Source organism: Ramlibacter agri (genome assembly GCF_012927085.1).
Taxonomy (GTDB): domain Bacteria; phylum Pseudomonadota; class Gammaproteobacteria; order Burkholderiales; family Burkholderiaceae_C; genus Ramlibacter; species Ramlibacter agri.
Map to the genome: position 1 here is coordinate 2,029,570 of NZ_JABBFX010000001.1, position 20,222 is coordinate 2,049,791.

A 20,222-nucleotide genomic window follows, 5' to 3' on the forward strand; every position below is an offset into this window, starting at 1 on the left:
GGGCGACGGCTGCAGAATCGCTTGCGTTAGGGGGATGCGGCAGAAATGTAAGCAGTGTCCCGGACTTGCTTCCATCCGCTAAGGGGAGGGCCTGTTTGTAGCCGGCTTGTCACGCCCGCCGGCGAAAATCTCGGCCCACAACCATAAGGGAGATCAACATGAGTCGTTCGTGGTCCATTCGTCGACGAGAGCTGTTCACCGGCTTCATCGAGCAGGACATCATGCAGCGCAGCCTGCAGCGGCTGCTGGCCGTCACGTCGCGGACCTGGAACCTGCCGTGCGCGGCGTTCGCGATGCCCGCGCCGGCTTCAGGTTCCGGTGCGGGCCGCCCGCGCCTGGGCAGCGCCCTGCAGCGCGTGTAGCGGCGCCGGCTCGGTCGGGGCCATCGAGGACGCCGGCGCTTCCTGCGCCACGCCGACCTGCACCAGGTGGCGGATGTCGTCCAGCGTCACGCCCGCCGCCGCGGCCGTCTGCACGATGGTCGCCACGCTGCGCTTGCCATCCATCAGGATCAGCGCTGCGCGCTGCTGGCCGGTCAGCGGAATCGACCGGTCCTTCATCACCTTCAATCCCAAGTCCGTCTTCACGAGGATCATTTGCTTCACCTTGCTCTACCGCGGGCAAGTGTGTCCAAGCGGCAAGGGGCTCTGACTTCGGGTTAACCCTGAAAAGGCCTCAGTCAATCGCGTAAGGGTTTCGCCTCAAACCGGTTCGCATCGGGTGAGGAAGCCGCTTGGTGCAACGGCGGGTGCGGCGGCAGCGGCGCCCCTGGATAAACCGCCAGGGGCGGGGCGAAACACTTGGTTGCGCGCGCCTTCCGTGAATTCGTTCCGCCCGACTGGCGCGCACGCGTGGCTACGCCGCCTCGGTTTCCTCGTCCGGATCCTCCAGCTGCTGCATCTGCACCAGCCGCTGGTACAAGCCGCCGTCGATCGCCATCAGCTGCGCATGGCTGCCCAATTCGGCGACGCGGCCATGGTGCAGGACCAGGATGCGGTCGGCGTCGCGCACGGTGGAGAGCCGGTGCGCGATGGCGACGATGGTGACGCGGCCGCGCAGGCCGGCCAGCGCGCTCTGCACCACCTGCTCGGTTTCGGTGTCGATGTGCGAAGTGGCTTCGTCCAGGAACAGGATGCGCGGCTGCCCCGCCAGCGCGCGGGCAATGGCGACCAGCTGCTTCTGGCCCACCGACAGCCGCGCGCCGCCTTCGCCCAACGGCGTGTCGTAACCGCGCTCCAGCCGCAGGATCATCTCGTGCGCATGGGCCGCCCGCGCCGCCGCCTCGATCTGCGCATCACTCAGATCGCGGCCCATGGCGATGTTCTCGCGCGCGCTTGCCGCCAGCAGGAAAGGGTCCTGCGGGACCAGGCCCACGCGCTCGCGCAGGTGGGCATCGTCGATGGCCTCCAGCGCCGCATCGTCGATGCGCAGGTTGCCGGCCGGCGCCGGATAGAAGCGCAGCAGCAGCGACAGCAGCGTGCTCTTGCCGCTGCCCGTGGGCCCGACGATGCCGAGGAAGCTGCCCGCCGGGATGTCCAGCGTGACGTCGTGCAGCACCGGATGGCCGCTCTGGTAAGCGAAAGACAGGTCGCGCACCGCGATGGCGCCGCGCGTGATGCGGCCCTGTGCCGGCGGCACCGGTTGCTCCGCTTCTTCCAGCAAGGCATGGACCCGTGCCGCCCCCACCATGGCCTGCTGCAGCTGCGAGAACTGCATGGTGATCTGCACCAGCGGCTCGACGACCCGCGCGACGTAGCTGATGAAGGCGTACAGGATGCCCAGTTGCAGCGCGCCCAGCGCCTCGCCGCCGGCCCGCTGGCTGAAGACCCACAGCAGCGCCGCCAGCAGCAAGGTGTGCAGGCAGTCCAGCACGGGACGCAGCAGCCACGCGTTGGCGCGCAGCTCGCGCCGGCGCGACTGGTAGTGCCCCTCGTTCAGGCCGGCGAAGCGCGTGCGGAAACGCGCCGTGGCATTGGCCGACTGCAGCACCGGCATGCCGGCGATCGACTCCGCCACCTGCGCATTGAGCTCGCTGCGCAGTTCGCGCGTGCGCGTCACCGCTGGCGCCGAAAGCCGCCGGTACAGGGCCACCACCAGCACCACCACCGGCACCAGCCCCAGCACGATCAGCATCAGGTGCGGATCCAGCCACAGCATGGCGGCCATCGCGCCGGTCAGCACGATCAGGCTGTCGAGGATGACGAACAGCACCTGCACGTAGAGCGTCTTGACCGCCTCGGTGTCGTTGGTCACGCGGCTCACCAGCTGGCCGATGATGGCGTGATCGAAGAAGGCCATCGGCAGGCGCAGCACGTGCGCGTAGACGCGCTCGCGGATGCGTTGCACCGAGCGCATGGCCACGCCAGCCAGGCGCATCAGCTGGAGATAGCGCACCCAGGCCGCGACGAGCCCCGCGGCCAGCGCGCCGAGCAGCAGCCCCGCCATCGCCGGCAGGTTCTCGTGGTGCGGCAGCAGGAAGCTGTCGATCAGGTACTTGCCGGCCAGCGGACCCAGCGCTTCCAGGCCGGCAGCCAGCACCATCCAGGCGATGCCGCGCAGCACCTGGCTGCGTTCCGGCGCGCCGGCGCGCAGCAGCAGGCGGGCAGCGGGGCCGACGAGGCGGCGGCTGCTTTTTTCACTCGGCATCGATGCTCGCCTCCAGTTGCTGGTAGCGCCATTGGCGCGCGTACCAGCCGCCCGCTTCCAGCAATCCGGCATGCGTGCCGCGTTCGGCCACGTGGCCTTCGCGCAGCACCAGCAGCTGGTCGGCGTCCATCACCGCGCTCAGGCGGTGGGCGGAGATGACCACCGTGCGGCCGACGCGCGCGTCGCGCAGGTGCTCCAGGATGCGCGCTTCGGTGTCGGCGTCCACGGCCGACAGCGCGTCGTCGAGAATCAGCAGCGGCGCATCGGCCAGCAGCGCGCGGGCGATCGCGACCCGCTGGCGCTGGCCGCCGGACAGCGTGACGCCGCGCTCGCCGACCGGCGTGTCGTAGCCTTGCGGCAGGCGGCGGATGTCGTCGTGCACCGCGGCCAGGCGCGCGGCCTCTTCGATCTCCGCGCGCGTCGCGCCGGGCTTGGCCAGTGCGATGTTGTCGGCGACGGTGGCCGAGAACAGGAAAGGTTCCTGCGGCACCCAGGCAATGGCCGCGCGCAGCGCGGCGAGGGTGTAGTCCGGCAGGGCGACGCCGTTCCAGCGCAGCGTGCCCGCATCGGGCTCCAGCTGGCGCAGCAGCAGCTTGAGCAGCGTGGTCTTGCCGGAGCCGGTGGGGCCGACCAGGCCCAGCGTGCGCCCGGGCCCCAGGTCCAGCGAGACCTGGTCCAGCGCGGGTCGTGCGTGCGAGCCGTAGCGAAAGCTCACATCGCGCACGGCCAGCGGGCCGGGCACGACGGCGCCGACGGTTCCGTGGTTCTCAATCGCCAGCGGCGCGTCCAGCACCGGCTGCAGGCGCGTCCACGCGGCCTTGCCGCGTTCCAGCAGCGACAGCACCCAGCCGGCCGCGAACATGGGCCAGATCAGCTGGCCCAGGTACATGCTGAAGCTGGTGAGCTGGCCCAGCGTGAGCTGCTGGTGCCACACCAGCCAGCCGCCGACGGCCAGCACCGACATCGTCGCAGTGGCGAACGTGAAGCCCACCGCCGGCTCGTAGGCCGCTTCCCAGCGCTGCGCGTCCAGGCTGGCGCCGGACGCGGCGCCGGCGAGCCGCTCGAATTCACGCTCGCTGTGCGCCTGCAGGCCCAGCGCGCGCAAGGTGCGCACGCCGGACAAGGTTTCCTGGACCTGGTCGTTGAGCGCGCCGAAGCACTGCAGCGCGCGGGCCGAAGCTTCGTGCACGTGGCGCGAGATCCACCAGAACGCCACGGCCATGAACGGGAAAGGCAGGATGGCGAACAGCGCCAGGCGCCAGTCGACGCCGATGGACATCATGCCCAGCACGATCACCAGCGTGAGCGTGCCGTCGAAGCCGGCCAGCATCGCTTCGCCGGCGGCCATCTCGACGGCGTCGATGTCGTTGGTGGCCAGCGCCATCAGGTTGCCGGTGCGCTGGCCCTGGTAGAAGGCGGTGCCTTGCAGCGTGAGGCGTTGGTAAAGCTGCTCGCGCAGTTCCACGCCCAGCCGGTAGGCGGCCGCGTAAAGGCGCAGCCGCCAGCCCACGCGCAGGAAGTAGACGACGAGGCCGGCGCCGGCCAGCCAGCCCAGCTCGCGCAGCAGGTCAGGGCCGGCCAGCCGTCCGGCCACGAGGCCGTCGACGATGTGCCCGATCTGGCGCGGGATCCAGACGAGCAGGAGGGCGATGGCCGCGAGCATCAGCCCGGAGGAGGCATAAGCGGCCCAGTGGCGCAACAGGAAGCGCCCGATCAGGCGAAAAAGGGACATGGGATGCGCCGATTCTAGGAGGCGGGCTGTCTCCCTTGCGCAGCTGCGGGCTCAGGCGTATGAAGGGCCTGTTGCAGGAGAGACGCATGAAACACCTTCTCCTTTCGCTGGCCCTCTGCGCCGCGCTCGGCGGCTGCGCCACCTACCCGGCGCCGTACAACTATCCGTACTACTACGCGAACCCGACGTACGACTCGACGCAGACCATGCAGCCGGCGCAGCCGTACACGTACACCTATCCCTATTCGTACGCGTACCCCTATCCGTATCCCTACTACCCGTACCCGTACTACAGCTATCCCTGGTACCCGTATGACGCGGCGTACTACTACCCGTACTACGGGTCGCTGTGGCTGGGCGCTTCGTTCGGGTGCTGCTGGGGTGGGGGCGGTGGGCATTTCCACGGACATCCCAATGGCGGGCATTGGAATGGCGGCGGGGGCATGCACGCGGGCGGGCACGCCCGGCGCTAGGGCGATCGAGTGGGCGGTGCGCAGCGAAGCTGCGCACCCTACGAGTTTCGAGTTGCGAGTTGCCCTTGCGGGGCATGGGTCACCGGAGGCGGCGTTACGCGAGGCAGGCGCCGTCCGTGCGCAAGGTCTCGCGTAGTTGGTCCACGGACACGGAACGCACCGCGCCGTCCGCGCGAGCGGCCATTGCGGCCGCGGTGCCGGCGGCCTGGCCGACCGCCATCGAGATCGTCATGACGCGGATCGCCGCCAGCGCCTGGTGCGTGGCCGACACGCCGCGGCCCGCGACCAGCGCGTTGTCCAGCGCCGCGGGCACGAGGCTGCGGTAGGGGATCTGGTAGGCGTGGTCGTCGCCGAGCGCCGAATACACCAGGTCGCCGCCGGCGGCCGGATGGATGTCGATCGGATAGGCGCCGGCCGCGATCGCATCTTCGAATTGCACCGGCTGCAGCAGTTCTTCCGCCGTCAGCACGTGGTCGCCGGCGACGCGGCGCGTTTCGCGCACGCCTACCTGCGTGGCGAAAGCGCGCAGGCGGCCGTCCTCGCAGCCCGGCACCTGCCGGCGGATGTATTCCGCCGCGCGCCAGGCCTGGCGACGGCCTTCGATCTCGGCGCGGCCCAGGGCCGTCGCGTCGGTGGCATCGATGCCGAGGCGGCTGATGTTGAACCACGCGTCGTCGGAGAAGGGATCGCGCGCGGCATGCAGCGCGGCCCGCGCCAGCGCGCCCTGTTCGAAACCCTGCCTGGAGAGAGCCGCCAGTTCCGTGGCGCTCAGCGCCTCGAAGCGCTCGAAATTCACCGGGCCGAAGCGGAACATCATCGTGGCGGGCTGCAGCGCCTCGCCTTCTTCCAGTTCCAGGAAACCGGCGCCCGCCTGCTTCAGCGCATCGAGGTCGCCGGAGCAGTCGACCAGCACGCGCGGCGTCACCGTGACGACGCCGCTCTTGGTGAGCAGGCGCGCTTCGCGCACCACGCGGCCCTCGCTGCGCACGTCCAGCAGGTTGGCATGCAGCAGCGGGCGCACGCCGGCTTCGGCCACCATGTCGTCCAGCACCAGCTTCAGCACTTCGGGCGCGTACTCCACGCGGTCCATCTTGTGGCCAGTGGACATGACGAACTGGTGGTGGGCAGCGGCGCCGCCATAGGCGTGCAGGCGCTCCACCACTTCGGACGCGAGGCCCGCCACCACGCGGCGGCCGTTGGCCGTCTGCCAGCTGTTGAACTGGGCCACGGCGCCGGCCGTGGCGTTGCCGCCGAGGAAGCCATAGCGCTCGGCGAGGATGACATCCGCGCCGTGGCGCGCCGCTGCGACCGCGGCCATGGTGCCGGCGACACCGCCGCCGCACACCAGCACGTCCGCCACGAGGCTGGGACCGGTCTTCATGATGATCACTCGGCCTTGATGCCGCGCGCCTTGATGATCTCGGCGTAGCGCTTGGTTTCGGCCTGCAGGAAGGCGGCGGTCTGCTGGCGGTTCATCACCACCGGCTCGACGCTCAGCAAGGCGAACTTCTGCTTCACCTCATTGGACGCGAGCGCCTTGGCCAGCAGGCTCTCCAGCTTGGCGAGGCCCGCCGGCGGGATGGTGCCCTTGGGCGCCAGCAGCGCGGCCCAGCCTTGCACTTCCAGCTGCGGGTAGCCCAGCGCGCGCAGCGTCGGCACGTTGGGCAGGTCTGCCACCGGCTTGGGCGAGGACACGGCGATGGCGCGCAGCTTGCCCGACTTGATGTGCGGGGCGACGCTGGGCAGGTTCAGGAAGCCCAGCGACACGCGGCCGGCGATGAGATCCGGCAGCAGGGCGCTTTCGCCCTTGTAGGCCACCGGCGTCAGCTGCGTGGCCGTCTGGGCGGCGAACATCTCGGAGGTGAGGTGCGCCAGCGTGCCGTTGCCGCTGTTGCCGGCGCTGACGGCGCCCGGCCGGGCCTTGGCTTCGGCGATGACGTCCTTGATCGAGTGGATGCTGGAGTCGGCGGGCACCACCAGCACCAGCGGCTGCGCGGACACCATGCCGATGGCGTCGAAGTCGCGCTCGACGTCGTAGGTGAGCTGCGAGTTCAGCGAGGGGTTGATCACCATGCTGTTGCTTCCCATCAGCAGGGTGTGGCCGTCCTTCGCTTGCGCGGCGGCCATCACGCCGATGGCGCTGCCGGCGCCCGGCTTGTTCTCGACGATGACGGACTTGCCCAGCTCCTTGCCGAACAGCTCGGCCAGCACGCGGGCCGAAGTGTCGGCGCCGCCGCCGGGCGCGAAGGGAACGATGATCTTGACGGTGCCCGTGGGCCAGTCGGCGGCGAAGGCGGGCGTGGCCGCCAGGGCTGCGGCGGCGAGGAAGGCGAGGGCGCTGCGGCGCGTGGCTTGCAAAGGCATTCTTGGTGTCTCCGGTCTGGTTGCTCCAGATGATGGAACGGCGCGCGCTTTCGTTCCAATACCAAGGGCTCGCCATCCCATAACATCGCGTTATCCATGAACCTGCGCCAGATCGAGGTCTTCCGCGCCGTGATGCTCGCCGGCTCCGTCACCGGCGCCGCGCGGCTGCTGCACGTCTCCCAGCCAGGCATCAGCCGCATGCTGGGCCACATCGAGCTCCAGGTGGGGCTGAAGCTGTTCGAGCGCAGCGCCGGCAAGCTGCGGCCCACGCCCGAGGCGCAGGCCCTCTACGCCGAGGTGGAACAGGTTTACCGCGGCGTGCAGCGCATCGACGACCGGGCCCGGGATTTGAAGTCGGGCGTGGGCCTTTCGCTGCGGGTGCTGGCCAGCCCCAGCACCGCGCTGGAAGTGGTGCCGCGCGCGGTGGCAGGGCTGGTGCGGGACTTTCCGACGGCGCGCATCTACATGGAGACGCAGTTGGTGCGCGAGATGATGAGCCAGCTGGCGCGCAACGAGGCGGACCTGGCCATCAGCACCTTGCCGATCGAGCATGCCTTGCTCACTTCGCAGGTGGTGGGGTCCTGGTCGATGGCCTGCGTTTTCGGCGCCGGGCATGCCTTTGCGGCACGGCGCAGCCTGGGCTTGCGCGAGGTGCTGAAGGAGCAGCTGGTCGCCTTCAGCCCCGACACGCCGCAGGGCCGGCTGGTCGCCGAAGCGGCAGGCAAGGGCGATGCATCGCCCGCGCAGATCGAGGTGCGCTCGGGGCAGGTGGCGTGCGCGTTGGCGGCCTGCGGGGCTGGCATCGCCGTGGTGGATGACCTGACGGCGCGGGCTTGGCGGAGTGGGAAGCTGGAGTTCCGGCCGATCGTGAAGGCGCCGGTCTATGACGTCTTTGCCGTGCGGAATGCCGGCGTGCCGGCTTCCCGGTTGGCGCTGGCTTTTGTCGAGCGGGTGAAGGCGGAGTTCAAGGCGCTGCGCAAGCAGGCGCCGGCTACGTAGCCGAGGGCGCCAGCGTGATCTCGTCGCCGGCTATGCGCACGCGCTGCGCGAGGTCGTCGAAACCGAAGAAGCGCAGGTAGGCCGGCAGCTGGTAGTCCAGCATCGCGCGGCCGGCGTGGGTGGGGAGGCCGCGTCCGCGAGCGGCTTGCAAGAGTTTCGTGGTCGCGGGCTCCATGATGATGTCGCACACCAGCGTGCCGGGCGCGAGCTGCGCCGGATCGATCGGCATCGCGTCGGCCGGCTTCAGGCCCAGCGGGCTCGCATTGATCACGATCGCGAAGCCATCGCCGGAAACACTGGTTACCGCTTCGAAACGCACCTGCCCAAACGCAGCCCGCATGTGCGCAGCGAGTTGCGCCGCGCTCGCCTGCTGCGGGTCATAGATCGAAAGCTGCGCCACGCCCGCCTGCGCCAGCGCGGACGCAATCGCGGAACCGGCGCCGCCCGCGCCTAGCAGCAGCACGCGCTGGCCGGCGGGCTCGTGGCCCGCGGCGCGCAGGCCGGCCAGGAAGCCGGCGCCATCGAACAGGTCGCCATGGATCGCGCCGTCGGCGTCGCGGCGCAGCGCATTCACCGCGCCCGTGAGTTCGCCTTCGCTGCCCACGCGCGCGCAGATGGCACGCAAGGTCTTCTTGTACGGCACGGTCACCAGGAGCCCGCCCACGCTCGGAGAAGCGAGCAGCGCTTCGCAGGTCGCGGCCACGCTCTGCGGCGGCAGCGCGAGCCCGAAGGACACGGCGTCGATGCCGGCCAGCGCGAACAGGCGGTTGAACACCGCCGGCGCGCGCACTTGCGCCACGGGGTTGCCGACGATGGGGAAGAGGCGGGTGCGGCCCGAAATCGAGGGAACGGTCATGCGCGGGATGCTAGGGCATGCGCCGGGGGCGGGCCAATACCGAGTAGGTGGAAGGCAATAACGACCAGTTATGCCGGAAAGGCTGGCTTGCCCGGCGAACGGCAAGGCACGCCGGCCGATCGCTGGACGGCGCCTACACTCCGGGCAGGAGGTATCGCATGTCCAAGCTCAAGGTCCTCGCGTTCACGGTTTCCATCGACGGCTTCGGCGCCGGCCCGCGGCAGAGCCTGCAGGCGCCGATGGGCGAAGGCGGGGAAAACCTGCACCAGTGGGCCATTCCCACCCGCACCTTCCAGCGCATGCTGTTCGGCAAGCCCGATGGCAGCACCGGCGTCGACGACGACTTCGCACGCGCCAGCTTCGACAACATCGGCGCCTGGATCCTGGGCCGCAACATGTTCGGCCCGGTGCGCGGGCCCTGGCCCGATGACGAATGGAAAGGCTGGTGGGGTGAAGAGCCGCCTTACCACGTGCCGGTGTTCGTGCTGACCCACCATGCCCGCGCGCCGCTGGAGATGAAGGGCGGCACCGTCTTCCACTTCATCACCGGCGGCATCCACGAGGCGCTGGAGCGCGCCCGCGAAGCGGCGCAAGGCAAGGACGTGCGCGTGGGCGGCGGCCCGGCCACGGTGCGCCAATACCTGCAAGCCGGGCTCGTCGACGAGATGCACATCGCGCAGTCGCCGGTGCTGCTTGGAAGCGGCGAACCGCTGCTGGCGGGGCTGGACCTGGTGAAGCAGGGCTTCCGCTGCACGCGGCACGCGGCGTCGGAGAACGCGATGCACGTGGTGTTGGAGCGGGCTTGAACTTCCGGACGCAAAAGTCGCAAAGGTTGCGCAAAGATCGCAAAAAATTCAGTGGATGTCTTTTGCGAGTCAGTGCAGTTCTTCGGGCTCCACCCGTGGGAGCGCAAGTTCGCGCCCCACCATCGCCCGGGCATAGAAGTAGTTGTTGCGAGCCGCTTCGCTGAGGCCATCGAGGTCTACATGGCCCTCGGGGTCGCAGGGAAAAGCGTAACCGCGGCCTGGCTGCAGCAAGGAGCGGAAACACAGCTGGTGATGGAACGAGGCAGCATCCATGGTGGTAGGCCTCCTTGCAGACCAGTATGGTCGGCCGATGGCTCTTGCACATCGGCCTTAAGGCTTAGGCAGCCGCCTATTCCGCGGCAATTTTGGCGCTTTCGACGATGCGGGCGAACTGCGCCGACTCCTTCTGGATGAAGGCCTTGAACTGCGGGATGGCCATGGGCGCCGGCTCGCCGCCTTGCTCGCGCAGCTTCTTCACCAGGTCCGGGTCCTGCAGCGCCTTGGCGATGGCCGCATTCAGCTTCTGTTGCACGTCGGCCGGCGTGGCGGCCGGGGCCCAGACGCCGAACCAGTTTTCCAGCTGGTAAGCCGCGAGCGGCTTGTATTCGGCGATGGCGGGCAGGTCGGGAGCGAAGGGCGCCCGCTTCGGCGAGGTCACCGCGAGGGCCTTGACCTTGCCGGACTGGATGAAACCCTTGGCTGCGGTATAGCTGACGAAGGTCAGGTCCACCTGGCCGGTGGTGACGTCGATCAATTGGCCGGCGGCGCCCTTGTACGGGATGTGCACCATGTGCACGCCGGCCAACTGGTCCAGCAGTTCGCCATTCAGGTGCTGCGGGTTGCCCACGCCGCTGCTGGAGTAGGTGAGCTTGCCGGGGTTCTTCTTCGCATAAGCCACCAGTTCCTCGACGTTCTTCACCGGCAGCTGCGGGCTGGCGACCAGCACGTTGGGCACGCGCGTCACCAGCGAGATCGGCGCCAGGTCCTTGGCCGGGTCGTACTGCATGCGGCCCTTGTAGACGAAGGGGTTGATGGCGGTTTCGCCCGCCGAGCCCATGAGCAGCGTGTAGCCATCGGGCTGCGCCCGCACGACGGCCATCGCTCCGATCATGCCGCTGCCGCCGGCCTTGTTGTCCACCAGGACGTTCTGGCCCAGCAGCGCGTGCAGCTTCTCGGCGAGCAGGCGCGCCATGGTGTCCACGCCGCCGCCGGCGGAGAAGGGCACGACCAGCGTGACCGGGCGCGCGGGCCAGGCGGCCTGGGCCGAGGCGGCGGCCGGCAGGGCGGAAGCGGCGGCAAGCAGCGCGCACGCGAGCAGGGAACGACGGAACATGGTGTCTCCAGGTAGGCGGTGCGGCCATTATTGCATTTGATATCGGAAAAATGCAAAATACCCGGATGCTTCCCAATGGCTTGGCTTCCATCGACCTGCCCGGGCGCTTCGGTGCGCGCCTGCAGCAGCTGCCCGTCGTCCTGCGCATCCTCCTGGAAAACGCGCTGCGCAACATGGAGGGCGCCGAACGCGACGCCGCCGTCGCCGCGCTGTTCGACTGGCTGGCCACCGGCCGCAGCGACGCCGAGATCGCCTTCCAGCCCGGTCGCGTGCTGATGCACGACACCACCAGCACGCCGGCGCTGGTAGACATCGCCGCGATGCGCGACGCGCTCGCCGAGGCCGGCGCGGACCCGCGCGCGCTGAACCCGCAACTGCCGGTGGACGTGTCGGTGGACCACTCGCTGGCCGTCGAGGCCTATGCCGAACCCGGCGCCGCCGAAGCCAACCTGCGGCACGAGATGCGCCGCAACGGCGAGCGCTACCGCTTCCTGCGCTGGGCCGCGCAGGAGCTGCGCAACGTGCGCATCCATCCGCCGGGCACCGGCATCATGCACACGATCAACCTGGAGCAGCTCGCCACGGTGGTCACCCGCGAAGTCCGCGCGGGCGTGGAATGGGTGGTGCCGGACACCATGATCGGCACGGACAGCCACACGCCGATGATCAACGGCATCGGCGTGCTCGGCTGGGGCGTGGGCGGCCTCGAAGCCGAGACGGTGCTGTTCGGCATGCCGACCATGATCCGCATTCCCGAGGTCGTGGGCGTGCGCCTGGTCGGCCAGCTGCAGGCGCCGGCGCAGGCAACCGACCTCGCGCTGGTGGTGACCGCGCGGCTGCGCGAGCTGGACGTGACCGGCGAGTTCGTCGAATTCTTCGGCCCGGGCGTGTCCTCGCTCACTGCGGGCGACCGCGCCGTCGTCGCCAACATGGCGCCCGAATACGGCGCCACCACCGGCTACTTCCCCATCGATGCGCAGACGCTGGCCTACCTGCGCGCCACCGGCCGCCGCGAAGACGCCGTGCAACTGGTGGAGGACTATGCGCGCGCGACCGGCCTGTGGTTCGACCCCGAGGCAGCGCCGCGCTACACGCGCACGATCGAAATCGACCTGTCACGCATCGGCCAGCAGGTGGCCGGCCCGCGGCGGCCGCAGGACCTGCTCGATTTCTCGGAGACCGCCGGCGCCCTGCGCGCACTGGACTTCTCTCCCGCCGCAGGCAGCACCATGCCGCGCCACCCGGTCGCGATCGCCGCCATCACCAGCTGCACCAACACTTCCGATCCGCGCTTGCTGGTCGCCGCCGGCCTGCTGGCGCGCAAGGCGCGGCAGCGCGGGCTGCGCGCGCCGGCCTGGGTGAAGACCTCGCTGGCGCCCGGCTCGCCGGCCGCGGCTTCCTACCTGCAGCGCGCGGGCCTGCTGGAAGACCTGGAAGCGGTGGGCTTCGGCATCGTCGGCTACGGCTGCACCACCTGCATCGGCAACCCCGGTCCGCTGACCGCGCCGATCCGCGAAGCGCAGGCGGCTGCGCAGGTCCGCGCCGTGGCCATCCTCTCCGGCAACCGCAATTTCCCCGGCCGCGTGCATCCGGACCTGGACCTGAGCTTCATCATGTCGCCGGCGCTGGTGATCGCCTTTGGCCTGGCCGGCGATGCCGAGCGCGATTTGCGCGAGGATCCCGTGGGGCACGACGCCGCGGGCCCGGTCTACCTGCGGGACCTGTGGCCGACCACCGAGGAGATCGAAGCCCACGTCGCCAAGGCCCTGGATGCCAGCGACTTCGCCCGCGACTTCGCGCAGGCCACCGCCAACCCACTATGGCAGGCGCTCGAAGCGCCGCAAGGCGCCTGCTTCCCCTGGGACGCCAAGTCCAACGCGCTGCGCCGCCCGCCTTTCGCCGCCGTCACCGAAGGCAGCCTGCTCGGTCGCTACACCGCGCACCCGCTGCTGGTGGTGGGCGACGACGTCACCACCGACCACATCTCGCCCGCCAGCGCGATCCCGCCCCAGAGCCTGGTGGCGGACTACCTGGTCGCGCGCGGCGAAAAGCGCGACGACCTCAACGTGTTCGCCTCGCGCCGCGGCAACTGGGAAGTGATGATGCGCGCCGCCTTCCACAACAAGACCTTGCGCAACCTGCTGCGCCCGGAACTGCCGGTGGCGCAAACCGTGCACGGGCCCAGCGGCGAGGTGGCGCCGCTGTGGGAAGTGGCGCAGCGCTATCGCGATGCCGGCGAAGCGGTGGTCGTGGTGGCCGGTGAGCGTTACGGCATGGGCTCCTCGCGCGACTGGGCGGCCAAGGGCCAGCGCCTGCTGGGCATCCGCGCGGTGCTGGCATCCAGCTTCGAGCGCATCCACCGCTCCAACCTCATCGGCATGGGCATCCTGCCGGTGCGCTTGCCTTCCGATATCCACCCGTCGATGCTGGAGCTGCAACCGGGCGATCGGCTGGAGATCGCGGCCGGCGCGGAGCAATTGCAGGTGCGCGGACGCATTCCCGTGCGCGTGCTCCGCGCCGATGGCAAGATGCTCGCCTTCGAAGGCACCGCCGCCGTCGAGACCCGGCTCGAACTGGAGCTGCTGCGCGTGGGCGGCGTGATCCCCTCCATCCTGCGAAAGAACCTGCAATGACCGATCTCCGCACCGAAGCCGCCCCGCAGGGCCGGCTGCGCGTCTCCATCAACGTGGGCAACGCCGTGCTGGCGCGCCGCGACGGCGACAGCGCCGCCGGCGTGTCCGTCGACCTGGGCCGCGCCTTCGCCAAGCGCCTGGGCGTGGAAGCAGACCTGCAGGTGTACGGCACCGCCGCCGAATCGGTGCAGGCCGTGCAGGACCAGCGCGCCGACGTCGGCTTCTTCGCCATCGATCCCAAGCGCGGCGAAGGCATCGCCTTCAGCGCGGCCTACGTGCTGATCGAGGGCTGCTACCTGGTCAAGAACGATTCGCCGCTGCACGCCAACGAGGAAGTGGACCGCGCCGGCCTCCGCGTGGTGGTGGGGCAGGGCAGCGCCTACGACCTGTTCCTGGCGCGCGAGCTGAAGAACGCGCAGATCCTGCGCGCGCCGAGCACGCCGGCGGTGGTGGACCATTTCGTGCAGACCGGCGCCGAGGTGGCGGCGGGTGTGAAGCAGCAGCTGGAACTGGACATGGCGCGCATCGGCGGCCTGCGCCTGCTGCCGGGCCGCTTCATGGTGATCCAGCAGGCCATGGGCGTGCCGAAGGCGCGCGAAGCGACGGCGCAGGTGCTGCGCGCCTTCGTGGAGGAGATGAAGGCATCGGGCTTCGTGGCCGAGGCATTGAAGCGGCACGGGATCGAAGGCGCGGGCGTCGCGCCGCCGGCTGCATGAGCGCCGCACGGCCGCCCGAAGGCGCTCGGACCGCAGTGCGCAGCACGGAGGTCTTCCTGTGACTTTGGTCGCGTACGTCGGCTCGCGCACCACGCGCGAGCGCAATGCGCGCGGCGATGGCATCAGCGTGTTTGCAGTCGATGAACGGACCGGCGCGCTGGAGTGCATCCAGGTTCTGGGCGGGCTGGTCAATCCGTCCTTTCTCGCGCTGAACCGCGCCGGCACGCGCCTGTATGCCGTGCATGGTGACCAGCAGGAGGCCAGCGCCTTCAGCGTCGCCGCCGATGGCCGCATCGCGCTGATGAACCAGGTGCCTTGCGGCGGCCGCAACCCGGTGCACCTGGCGCTGGATGCCAGCGAACGCTTCCTGGTCGTGTCGAACCACCTGAGTGGCAACCTCACGGTGCTGGGCGTGGAGGGCGATGGCGCATTGGGTGCGATCGTGCAGCAGGTCGCGCTGCCGGGCGAGCCGGGGCCGCATCGCAAGGAGCAGCCGTTCTCCAAGCCGCACTTCAATCCCTTCGATCCGTCGCGGCGCTTCGTGGTGGTGCCGGACAAGGGGCTGGACCGGATCTTCTGCTTCTCGTTCGAAGGCGGGAAGCTGGTCGCGGCTTCCGACATCGAAACGCGGGAAGGCGCGGGCCCGCGGCACGTGGCCTTCCATCCGAAGCTGCCGCTGGTGTATTCGGTCAACGAGCTGGATTCGACGGTGACGGTGTATCGCCTCGCCGATGGCGTGCTGCAACCGCTGCAATGGTTGCCGATGCTCCCGGCGGACTACTGCGGCAACAGCCGCTCGGCGGAGATCGAGGTGAATGCGGCGGGGACGGTGCTGTACGCCTCCAACCGTGGCCACGACAGCATTGCGGCTTACGCGATCGATGGCGATGGCCTGCTGCGCTTCCTGGGCGTGACGCCCAGCGGCGGCCAGACACCGCGCTTCTTCACGCTGGCGCCGGACCAGCGACACCTGTTCGTGCTGAACGAGGACTCCGACAGCATCGTCACCTTCGCGGTCGACGCGCAGGGTGCCTTGTCGACGACGGGCCGCGCGGTTTCCTGCGGCAGCCCGGTCTGCATGGTGTTCAGGCCTTCAGGATCCTCGAGATCTTCTTCAGGTTCTTGAGCGTGTCGCTGAGATGCTCCCGCAGCATCCCGGCCGCCTCCTCGTTGCGCCCCTGCTCCAGCAACTCGAGGATCGCCAGGTGCTGCTCGCAGTGCTGCTTGTAGCGCTTGCGATCCTGCATGGAACGATAGGACAGGAGCCGCCGCACGCGGTTCACCCGCTTGATCGTGTCGATGAAGAAAGGGTTGCCCGAGCCTTCCACCAGCGCCTCGTGGAAGCGCACGCCGCGGTCGTGGATCTGGTCGGCGGTGTCGGTCTTGATGCCCCCGTGCAGCAGGTGCAGCTCCGCCGCGCGGCAGCGCGCGATGACTTCGGGCGTGATGTGGTAACCCGGCTCCATCAGCGCCGCGGGCTCCAGTGCCAGGCGCAGCCGGTAGGACTGCAGCAGGCTCTCCGGCGTGGTGAGCATGGGCGAGAACTCCCAGCCGTAGCCGGGCTTCTTCTGCACCCAGCCTTCCTGGTGCATGCGGTGCAGCAGCGCCTGCAATTGCGCGGCGGTCAGCTCGTAGCGCTGCTTCAGCAGCGTCTCGCTGAAGGCGTCGGGCAGCTCGCCCTGCAGCCGGTCCTCGGCAACGCGGAAGTAGACGGCGCTGATCGAGCCGCCTTCGTCCAGGCCCAGTTGCTGCGCCAGTTCGGCCGCGGGCGCGCTGATCGCACTGGCCAGGAAGTAGCCGCGGTTCGGCTCGCGCTGCACGATGCCCTTCTCGTGCAGCACGCCGAGCGCCTGGTTCACCGGGGAGCGTGACAGCCGCAGGCGGTCGGCCAGCATCTGCGCCGGCAGGTGCGCGCCCACCGGCAGGCCCTCGGCGCGGATCAACTCCATGATGCGCGCGGGGACGGACATTTCTGCATTCATCGGGTGAAACCATAACCCAGATTGGATTGCACGTTTCAATAAACAAAAGCAAAATGCAGCCTCTCAAGCAAGGAGACCGCATGAAGAACAAGTTCGTCCGCCCGCTGCTCGCAGCGGCTTTCACTGCCACCACCCTGTTGCCGCTCGCCGCGAGCGCGCAGGACTACCCCACCAAGCCGGTCACGCTGGTCGTGTCCTTCAGCGCCGGCGGCAACAACGACCTGCGCGCGCGCCAGCTCGGCACGCCGGTCGGCGCGATGCTGGGGCAGAGCGTCATCGTGGACAACAAGCCGGGCGCCGCCGGCAACATCGGCCACGACTTCGTGGCGCGCGCCGCCGCCGACGGCTACACGCTGGGCATCGGCGCGATGGGCCCGCTGGCCGTGAACCAGTCCATCTATCCCAAGGTGCCCTTCGATCCGCTGAAGGACTTCACGCCCATCGTGCTGATCGAGAAGGCGCCGCTGGTGCTGGTGACGCGCGCCGACAAGCCCTTCAAGTCCTTGAAGGACGTGGTGGCCGCGGCCAAGGCGGACCCCGGCAAGCTGACCATCGGCAACGCCGGCGCGGGCGGCGCGCACCACCTGAGCGGCGAGCTGTTCAAGCAGGCCGCAGGCATCAGCATGATCGCTGTGCCCTACAAGGGTGGCGGCCCGGCCTCCACCGCGCTGCTCTCGGGTGAGACCGACATGATGTTCGAGCAGACCTATGCGGCGCTGCCTTCGATCCAGGCCGGCAAGACGCGTGCGCTGGCGGTGACCAGCGCCAGGCGCCTGCCATCGCTGCCCGACGTGCCGACGATGGCCGAACTGGGCTACCCGCAGGTGGTGGTGTCGAACTGGCTGGGCCTGGTGGCGCCCAAGGGTACGCCGCAGCCGGTGGTGAAGAAGCTGAACGAGGTGTTCAACAAGGCGCTGGCCGCGCCCGACATGCGCGAGAAGATCGTCGGACCCGGCAACGAAGTTGGCGGCGGCACACCGGAAGAATTCGCCGCCTTCATCGCCGCGGAGAACAAGCGCTGGACGGCGGTGGTAAAGACCGCTGGCATCAAGCTGGATTGAGCCCTGTCCTTGCCCGCCGCTGCAGCATGGCCTCGAAGGCTGCATAGATCTTGCGCATGGCTGCTGGCTTGGACGGAAACATGTCGGCCGGGTCCATGGAGTGGACCACGGCGCCGGGATCCAGTTCGAAGACCAGCAACCCGCCGTCCTGCGTTTCGCCGCAGTCGATGACCAGGTAGTCCAGCGGCAGCCGTGCATGCACGGCCCGCAACGCCTCCTGGTGGCGCGCTGCGAATCCGGTCGCGAACTGCTCCAGGAACTGGCCTTCTTCCTCGCGCTTCGCCGCACTCTGCGTCATGCCGGCGTTGAGGTAGTGAATCATCCAGTGCCCGGAAATGGCCATGTGGGCGGCGAACGGCTCGCCGTCGACGAGCACGATGCGGTATTTCCGGAACTGTCCGTCCGTGCTGCGGTAGTCGGCGAACGGAGAGATGAAGAAGTCATGTCCAGGCGTGGACGCCAGGTACTCGGACAGATCGCGCGGACAGTCCATCCTGGCCAGTGCGCGTCCTGCATGCGAATCGACCGGCCGGACGATCACCGGAAAGGACGCGCCGGCCAACACTGCGGCGACGTCGAGGTGTCCCGCCGCGAGCGCTTCCAGCTGCGCGCGCAGCACCGCAGCCGTGGACATGATGCGCAGGCCAGGCACGTCGGAAAGCAGGCCGAATGCCTTGGCCCGGTGGGTCTGTGCGATCAGCGCAGGGGCATTGAGCACCGGCCGGCGCCATGTCGCCAAGAGCTCGGCCAGGCGCAGGAGCAGCGGGTCGGTACTCTCCGATTGCGAGATCGCGACGAACAGCACATCGTGCTCGGGCAGCTCCGGGGGAAGCGCCTCGCCGGGCAGGATGTACGTCGCAGCCAGGGCGACTTCGCTGTGTTCCACGAGGAAGCCGATGGGTGAGTTCGTCATCAGGTCGCCTGGCGTCATCAAGGCCAGGACCCGCACGGCTTGCGCGCCGGTCGCCGATTTCAGTTGAAAAGCTCTTCGGATCTGCAACGCCTGGGCCTGGACGGCCAAGCCCTCCTCGAGGCTGCCCTGCAGCATCAGGATGGTGGAGAGGTCCAGCCAGGCTTCGGCATCGTCGACGTTGCACTGGGCGCGGCTGATCATCTGCTGCGCCAGGGGCGTGAGGTCCGCGCCCTCGAAGGCGAGCGGCATGAGGCGCGTGAGGTCGAGCAGGTGTCCGGGAGAGGTGTCTGGCGTGGCGCGGTTCATGGAATTGCTGGTTCGAAGTGGCGCACATGAGCGTGCTCGCGCCCGAATGCCAGGGTGGCATCGAGCAGCGCGTCGGTATCGGGGGCGCTGGTGCGGTGATTGACAATGGCTGCCCGGATGGCCACGCGCCCGGCCAGCGTCGTGCGCGAGGGCACGGCGATCCCCGACTCGTGGAGGTCGGCGATGATGCGGCGGTTGACGTTGTCGGCGTCCTCGCAGCGGTAACGGAAGCACACGACATTCAGCGAGACCGGCGCGAGCAATTCGAGTTCGGGCTCTGCCTGGATCCTCGCTGCCATGCGGCGGGCCAGCGCGCAGGTCCCCGCCATGGCGGCGCCCAGGCGTTCGGTGCCCTGCGTCATGAACGTGAACCACACCTTGAGGGCCCGGAATCCGCGCGAGAGGTCCGGACCGAGATCGCAGGGCCACGGTCCTCCGGCCGCCAGCCCCCGCGATTCCCTCGCAAGATAAGCGGCGGGCGCAGCGAATGCGTCGAGCTGGTGGTTCCCGTCCCGCACCAGGATGCAACCTGCGTCGTAGGGCACCTGGCCCCATTTGTGGAAGTCCAGCGCGAGCGAGTCCGCGCGTTCGATCCCCGCAAAGCGCGGCGCGAGTTCGGCAGCCATCATGCCCAGCGCGCCAAGCGCGCCGTCAACGTGGAACCACATTCCGTGGCGCGCGGCAATGTCGGCCAGGCCTGCCAAGTCGTCCACCGCACCCGTGTCCACGGTGCCAGCGGTGCCGACGACGAGGAACGGATGCATTCCCGAGGCCAGGTCGGCCTCGATGGCGGCGGCGAGGGCTCGCGTATCGATCTCGTGCCTTGCGTTCACCGGAATTCGGCGCAGGAAATCGGAACCCAGCCCCGTGATTTCCATCGCTTGCGAGATGCAGCCGTGTGCGGCTTGCGACGTGTACGCGACAAGGGGCCGGCCCGGGTTGGAAACGCCGGCCTGCCGGGAGCGGACGCCGAGCGCGTGCGTGCGGGCCACCACCGTGCCGATCAGGTTGGCCATGGACGACCCGGTCACGAGCAGGCCTTGGGCCGTGTCGGGAAAACCGAACAACTCGCGCATCCAGCGCACGACCTGCCGCTCGACCTCGATGGGCATGTGATCGCGGCCGCCACAGTTGGCATTCAGTCCGGCAGCCAGCATTTCCGCCAGCATGCCCTCCACCGTCCCCCCGCCGTGCACCCAGCCCATGAACCTGGGATGTGTGTTGCCGACCGAATAGGGCAGGATCTGCGTCATGAACCGCTCATGCGCTGCATGCAGCGGTGTCGGACGGGCCGGCAACGCCTCCCGGAACGCTTCGCGCACCGCGGAGGGTGCGGGCCGCCACACAGGCCCCTGTGCGATGCCGGACAGGTGGTCGAGCATGTCATCCAGCATGGCGTGGG

Annotated in this window: 19 protein-coding genes; 8 read left to right on the top strand and 11 right to left on the bottom strand. The window is 69.2% G+C overall.

Going from position 1 to position 20,222, the window contains the following annotated elements:
* The first annotated feature begins 158 nt into the window (after positions 1-158).
* Positions 159-362, top strand: a complete 204-nt coding sequence (locus HHL11_RS09875; RefSeq protein ID WP_169418219.1) for a hypothetical protein — start codon at positions 159-161, stop codon at positions 360-362.
* On the opposite strand, the gene HHL11_RS09880 is transcribed toward HHL11_RS09875, so the two are convergent.
* The 3 genes from HHL11_RS09880 to HHL11_RS09890 form a co-directional block, all read right to left on the bottom strand.
* A complete protein-coding gene (locus HHL11_RS09880) occupies positions 309-596 on the bottom strand; it encodes a hypothetical protein (RefSeq protein ID WP_169418220.1) in 288 nt (95 codons plus the stop codon). The genes HHL11_RS09875 and HHL11_RS09880 overlap by 54 nt on opposite strands.
* A gap of 259 nt (positions 597-855) precedes the next feature.
* Positions 856-2,646, bottom strand: coding sequence for an ABC transporter ATP-binding protein (locus HHL11_RS09885; RefSeq protein ID WP_169418221.1), 1,791 nt, complete (start codon positions 2,644-2,646; stop codon positions 856-858).
* Positions 2,636-4,378: an ABC transporter ATP-binding protein gene (locus HHL11_RS09890; protein WP_169418222.1), complete on the bottom strand. Its 1,743-nt coding sequence runs from the start codon at positions 4,376-4,378 to the stop codon at positions 2,636-2,638. The genes HHL11_RS09885 and HHL11_RS09890 overlap by 11 nt, the downstream gene beginning before the upstream one ends.
* 86 nt (positions 4,379-4,464) lie before the next feature.
* Here HHL11_RS09890 and HHL11_RS09895 point away from each other — a divergent pair, with 86 nt between their 5' ends.
* On the top strand, positions 4,465-4,851 hold the full coding sequence (locus HHL11_RS09895) for a hypothetical protein (protein ID WP_169418223.1): 387 nt from the start codon (positions 4,465-4,467) through the stop codon (positions 4,849-4,851).
* Between the two features lie 94 nt (positions 4,852-4,945).
* Here the strand turns inward: HHL11_RS09895 and HHL11_RS09900 are convergent, their stop codons facing one another.
* Together HHL11_RS09900 and HHL11_RS09905 are read right to left on the bottom strand one after the other, a co-directional pair.
* Entirely contained in the window at positions 4,946-6,232 is a 1,287-nt protein-coding gene (locus tag HHL11_RS09900) for an FAD-dependent oxidoreductase (RefSeq protein WP_169419983.1), read from the bottom strand.
* A 5-nt stretch (positions 6,233-6,237) separates the two neighbouring features.
* Complete coding sequence (locus tag HHL11_RS09905; RefSeq protein WP_169418224.1) at positions 6,238-7,215, bottom strand: Bug family tripartite tricarboxylate transporter substrate binding protein; 978 nt, start codon at positions 7,213-7,215, stop codon at positions 6,238-6,240.
* Between the two features lie 96 nt (positions 7,216-7,311).
* Here HHL11_RS09905 and HHL11_RS09910 point away from each other — a divergent pair, with 96 nt between their 5' ends.
* Positions 7,312-8,214, top strand: a complete 903-nt coding sequence (locus HHL11_RS09910) for a LysR family transcriptional regulator (RefSeq protein WP_169418225.1) — start codon at positions 7,312-7,314, stop codon at positions 8,212-8,214.
* Here HHL11_RS09910 and HHL11_RS09915 read toward each other — a convergent pair.
* Entirely contained in the window at positions 8,207-9,070 is an 864-nt protein-coding gene (locus HHL11_RS09915) for a shikimate dehydrogenase family protein (RefSeq protein ID WP_169418226.1), read from the bottom strand. The genes HHL11_RS09910 and HHL11_RS09915 overlap by 8 nt on opposite strands.
* A gap of 158 nt (positions 9,071-9,228) precedes the next feature.
* Between HHL11_RS09915 and HHL11_RS09920 the strand changes: the two genes are divergently transcribed.
* On the top strand, positions 9,229-9,876 hold the full coding sequence (locus tag HHL11_RS09920; protein WP_169418227.1) for a dihydrofolate reductase family protein: 648 nt from the start codon (positions 9,229-9,231) through the stop codon (positions 9,874-9,876).
* Between the two features lie 69 nt (positions 9,877-9,945).
* Here HHL11_RS09920 and HHL11_RS09925 read toward each other — a convergent pair whose 3' ends face one another.
* Together HHL11_RS09925 and HHL11_RS09930 are read right to left on the bottom strand one after the other, a co-directional pair.
* The gene (locus HHL11_RS09925; RefSeq protein WP_169418228.1) at positions 9,946-10,149 is read right to left on the bottom strand and encodes a hypothetical protein; all 204 of its coding nucleotides are present in this window, start codon (positions 10,147-10,149) and stop codon (positions 9,946-9,948) included.
* Between the two features lie 76 nt (positions 10,150-10,225).
* Entirely contained in the window at positions 10,226-11,209 is a 984-nt protein-coding gene (locus HHL11_RS09930) for a Bug family tripartite tricarboxylate transporter substrate binding protein (RefSeq protein WP_169418229.1), read from the bottom strand.
* Positions 11,210-11,259: 50 nt separating this feature from the next.
* On the opposite strand from HHL11_RS09930, the gene acnA reads away from it, so the two are divergent.
* Genes acnA through HHL11_RS09945 form a run of 3 tightly spaced genes read left to right on the top strand, consistent with a single transcriptional unit; the run spans position 11,260 to position 15,684 of the window.
* Positions 11,260-13,842, top strand: a complete 2,583-nt coding sequence (gene acnA / locus HHL11_RS09935) for an aconitate hydratase AcnA (protein WP_169418230.1) — start codon at positions 11,260-11,262, stop codon at positions 13,840-13,842.
* Positions 13,839-14,558 (top strand): transporter substrate-binding domain-containing protein, encoded by a 720-nt coding sequence (locus HHL11_RS09940; RefSeq protein ID WP_169418231.1) that lies wholly within the window; start codon positions 13,839-13,841, stop codon positions 14,556-14,558. The genes acnA and HHL11_RS09940 overlap by 4 nt, the downstream gene beginning before the upstream one ends.
* 58 nt (positions 14,559-14,616) lie before the next feature.
* A complete protein-coding gene (locus HHL11_RS09945; protein WP_342593195.1) occupies positions 14,617-15,684 on the top strand; it encodes a lactonase family protein in 1,068 nt (355 codons plus the stop codon).
* Here HHL11_RS09945 and HHL11_RS09950 read toward each other — a convergent pair.
* Positions 15,644-16,540 carry a GntR family transcriptional regulator gene (locus tag HHL11_RS09950; protein WP_169418232.1) on the bottom strand — a complete coding sequence of 299 codons (897 nt, stop codon included), beginning with the start codon at positions 16,538-16,540 and terminating at the stop codon, positions 15,644-15,646. The genes HHL11_RS09945 and HHL11_RS09950 overlap by 41 nt on opposite strands.
* 80 nt (positions 16,541-16,620) lie before the next feature.
* On the opposite strand from HHL11_RS09950, the gene HHL11_RS09955 reads away from it, so the two are divergent.
* On the top strand, positions 16,621-17,601 hold the full coding sequence (locus tag HHL11_RS09955; RefSeq protein ID WP_169418233.1) for a Bug family tripartite tricarboxylate transporter substrate binding protein: 981 nt from the start codon (positions 16,621-16,623) through the stop codon (positions 17,599-17,601).
* Here HHL11_RS09955 and HHL11_RS09960 read toward each other — a convergent pair.
* Both HHL11_RS09960 and HHL11_RS09965 read right to left on the bottom strand, forming a co-directional pair.
* The gene (locus HHL11_RS09960; protein ID WP_169418234.1) at positions 17,588-18,820 is read right to left on the bottom strand and encodes an ATP-grasp domain-containing protein; all 1,233 of its coding nucleotides are present in this window, start codon (positions 18,818-18,820) and stop codon (positions 17,588-17,590) included. The genes HHL11_RS09955 and HHL11_RS09960 overlap by 14 nt on opposite strands.
* Entirely contained in the window at positions 18,817-20,202 is a 1,386-nt protein-coding gene (locus tag HHL11_RS09965; RefSeq protein WP_240980042.1) for a pyridoxal phosphate-dependent decarboxylase family protein, read from the bottom strand. The genes HHL11_RS09960 and HHL11_RS09965 overlap by 4 nt, the downstream gene beginning before the upstream one ends.
* Between the last annotated feature and the right edge of the window lie 20 nt (positions 20,203-20,222).

Excerpts from the sequence above, each read along its gene's own strand:
- HHL11_RS09875 (WP_169418219.1), top strand. The coding sequence starts at position 159 with ATGAGTCGTTCGTGGTCCATTCGTCGACGAGAGCTGTTCACCGGCTTC.
- HHL11_RS09880 (WP_169418220.1), bottom strand. The coding sequence starts at position 596 with ATGATCCTCGTGAAGACGGACTTGGGATTGAAGGTGATGAAGGACCGG.
- HHL11_RS09885 (WP_169418221.1), bottom strand. The coding sequence starts at position 2,646 with ATGCCGAGTGAAAAAAGCAGCCGCCGCCTCGTCGGCCCCGCTGCCCGC.
- HHL11_RS09890 (WP_169418222.1), bottom strand. The coding sequence starts at position 4,378 with ATGTCCCTTTTTCGCCTGATCGGGCGCTTCCTGTTGCGCCACTGGGCC.
- HHL11_RS09895 (WP_169418223.1), top strand. The coding sequence starts at position 4,465 with ATGAAACACCTTCTCCTTTCGCTGGCCCTCTGCGCCGCGCTCGGCGGC.
- HHL11_RS09900 (WP_169419983.1), bottom strand. The coding sequence starts at position 6,232 with ATGAAGACCGGTCCCAGCCTCGTGGCGGACGTGCTGGTGTGCGGCGGC.
- HHL11_RS09905 (WP_169418224.1), bottom strand. The coding sequence starts at position 7,215 with ATGCCTTTGCAAGCCACGCGCCGCAGCGCCCTCGCCTTCCTCGCCGCC.
- HHL11_RS09910 (WP_169418225.1), top strand. The coding sequence starts at position 7,312 with ATGAACCTGCGCCAGATCGAGGTCTTCCGCGCCGTGATGCTCGCCGGC.
- HHL11_RS09915 (WP_169418226.1), bottom strand. The coding sequence starts at position 9,070 with ATGACCGTTCCCTCGATTTCGGGCCGCACCCGCCTCTTCCCCATCGTC.
- HHL11_RS09920 (WP_169418227.1), top strand. The coding sequence starts at position 9,229 with ATGTCCAAGCTCAAGGTCCTCGCGTTCACGGTTTCCATCGACGGCTTC.
- HHL11_RS09925 (WP_169418228.1), bottom strand. The coding sequence starts at position 10,149 with ATGGATGCTGCCTCGTTCCATCACCAGCTGTGTTTCCGCTCCTTGCTG.
- HHL11_RS09930 (WP_169418229.1), bottom strand. The coding sequence starts at position 11,209 with ATGTTCCGTCGTTCCCTGCTCGCGTGCGCGCTGCTTGCCGCCGCTTCC.
- acnA (WP_169418230.1), top strand. The coding sequence starts at position 11,260 with ATGCAAAATACCCGGATGCTTCCCAATGGCTTGGCTTCCATCGACCTG.
- HHL11_RS09940 (WP_169418231.1), top strand. The coding sequence starts at position 13,839 with ATGACCGATCTCCGCACCGAAGCCGCCCCGCAGGGCCGGCTGCGCGTC.
- HHL11_RS09950 (WP_169418232.1), bottom strand. The coding sequence starts at position 16,540 with ATGAATGCAGAAATGTCCGTCCCCGCGCGCATCATGGAGTTGATCCGC.
- HHL11_RS09955 (WP_169418233.1), top strand. The coding sequence starts at position 16,621 with ATGAAGAACAAGTTCGTCCGCCCGCTGCTCGCAGCGGCTTTCACTGCC.
- HHL11_RS09960 (WP_169418234.1), bottom strand. The coding sequence starts at position 18,820 with ATGAACCGCGCCACGCCAGACACCTCTCCCGGACACCTGCTCGACCTC.
- HHL11_RS09965 (WP_240980042.1), bottom strand. The coding sequence starts at position 20,202 with ATGCTCGACCACCTGTCCGGCATCGCACAGGGGCCTGTGTGGCGGCCC.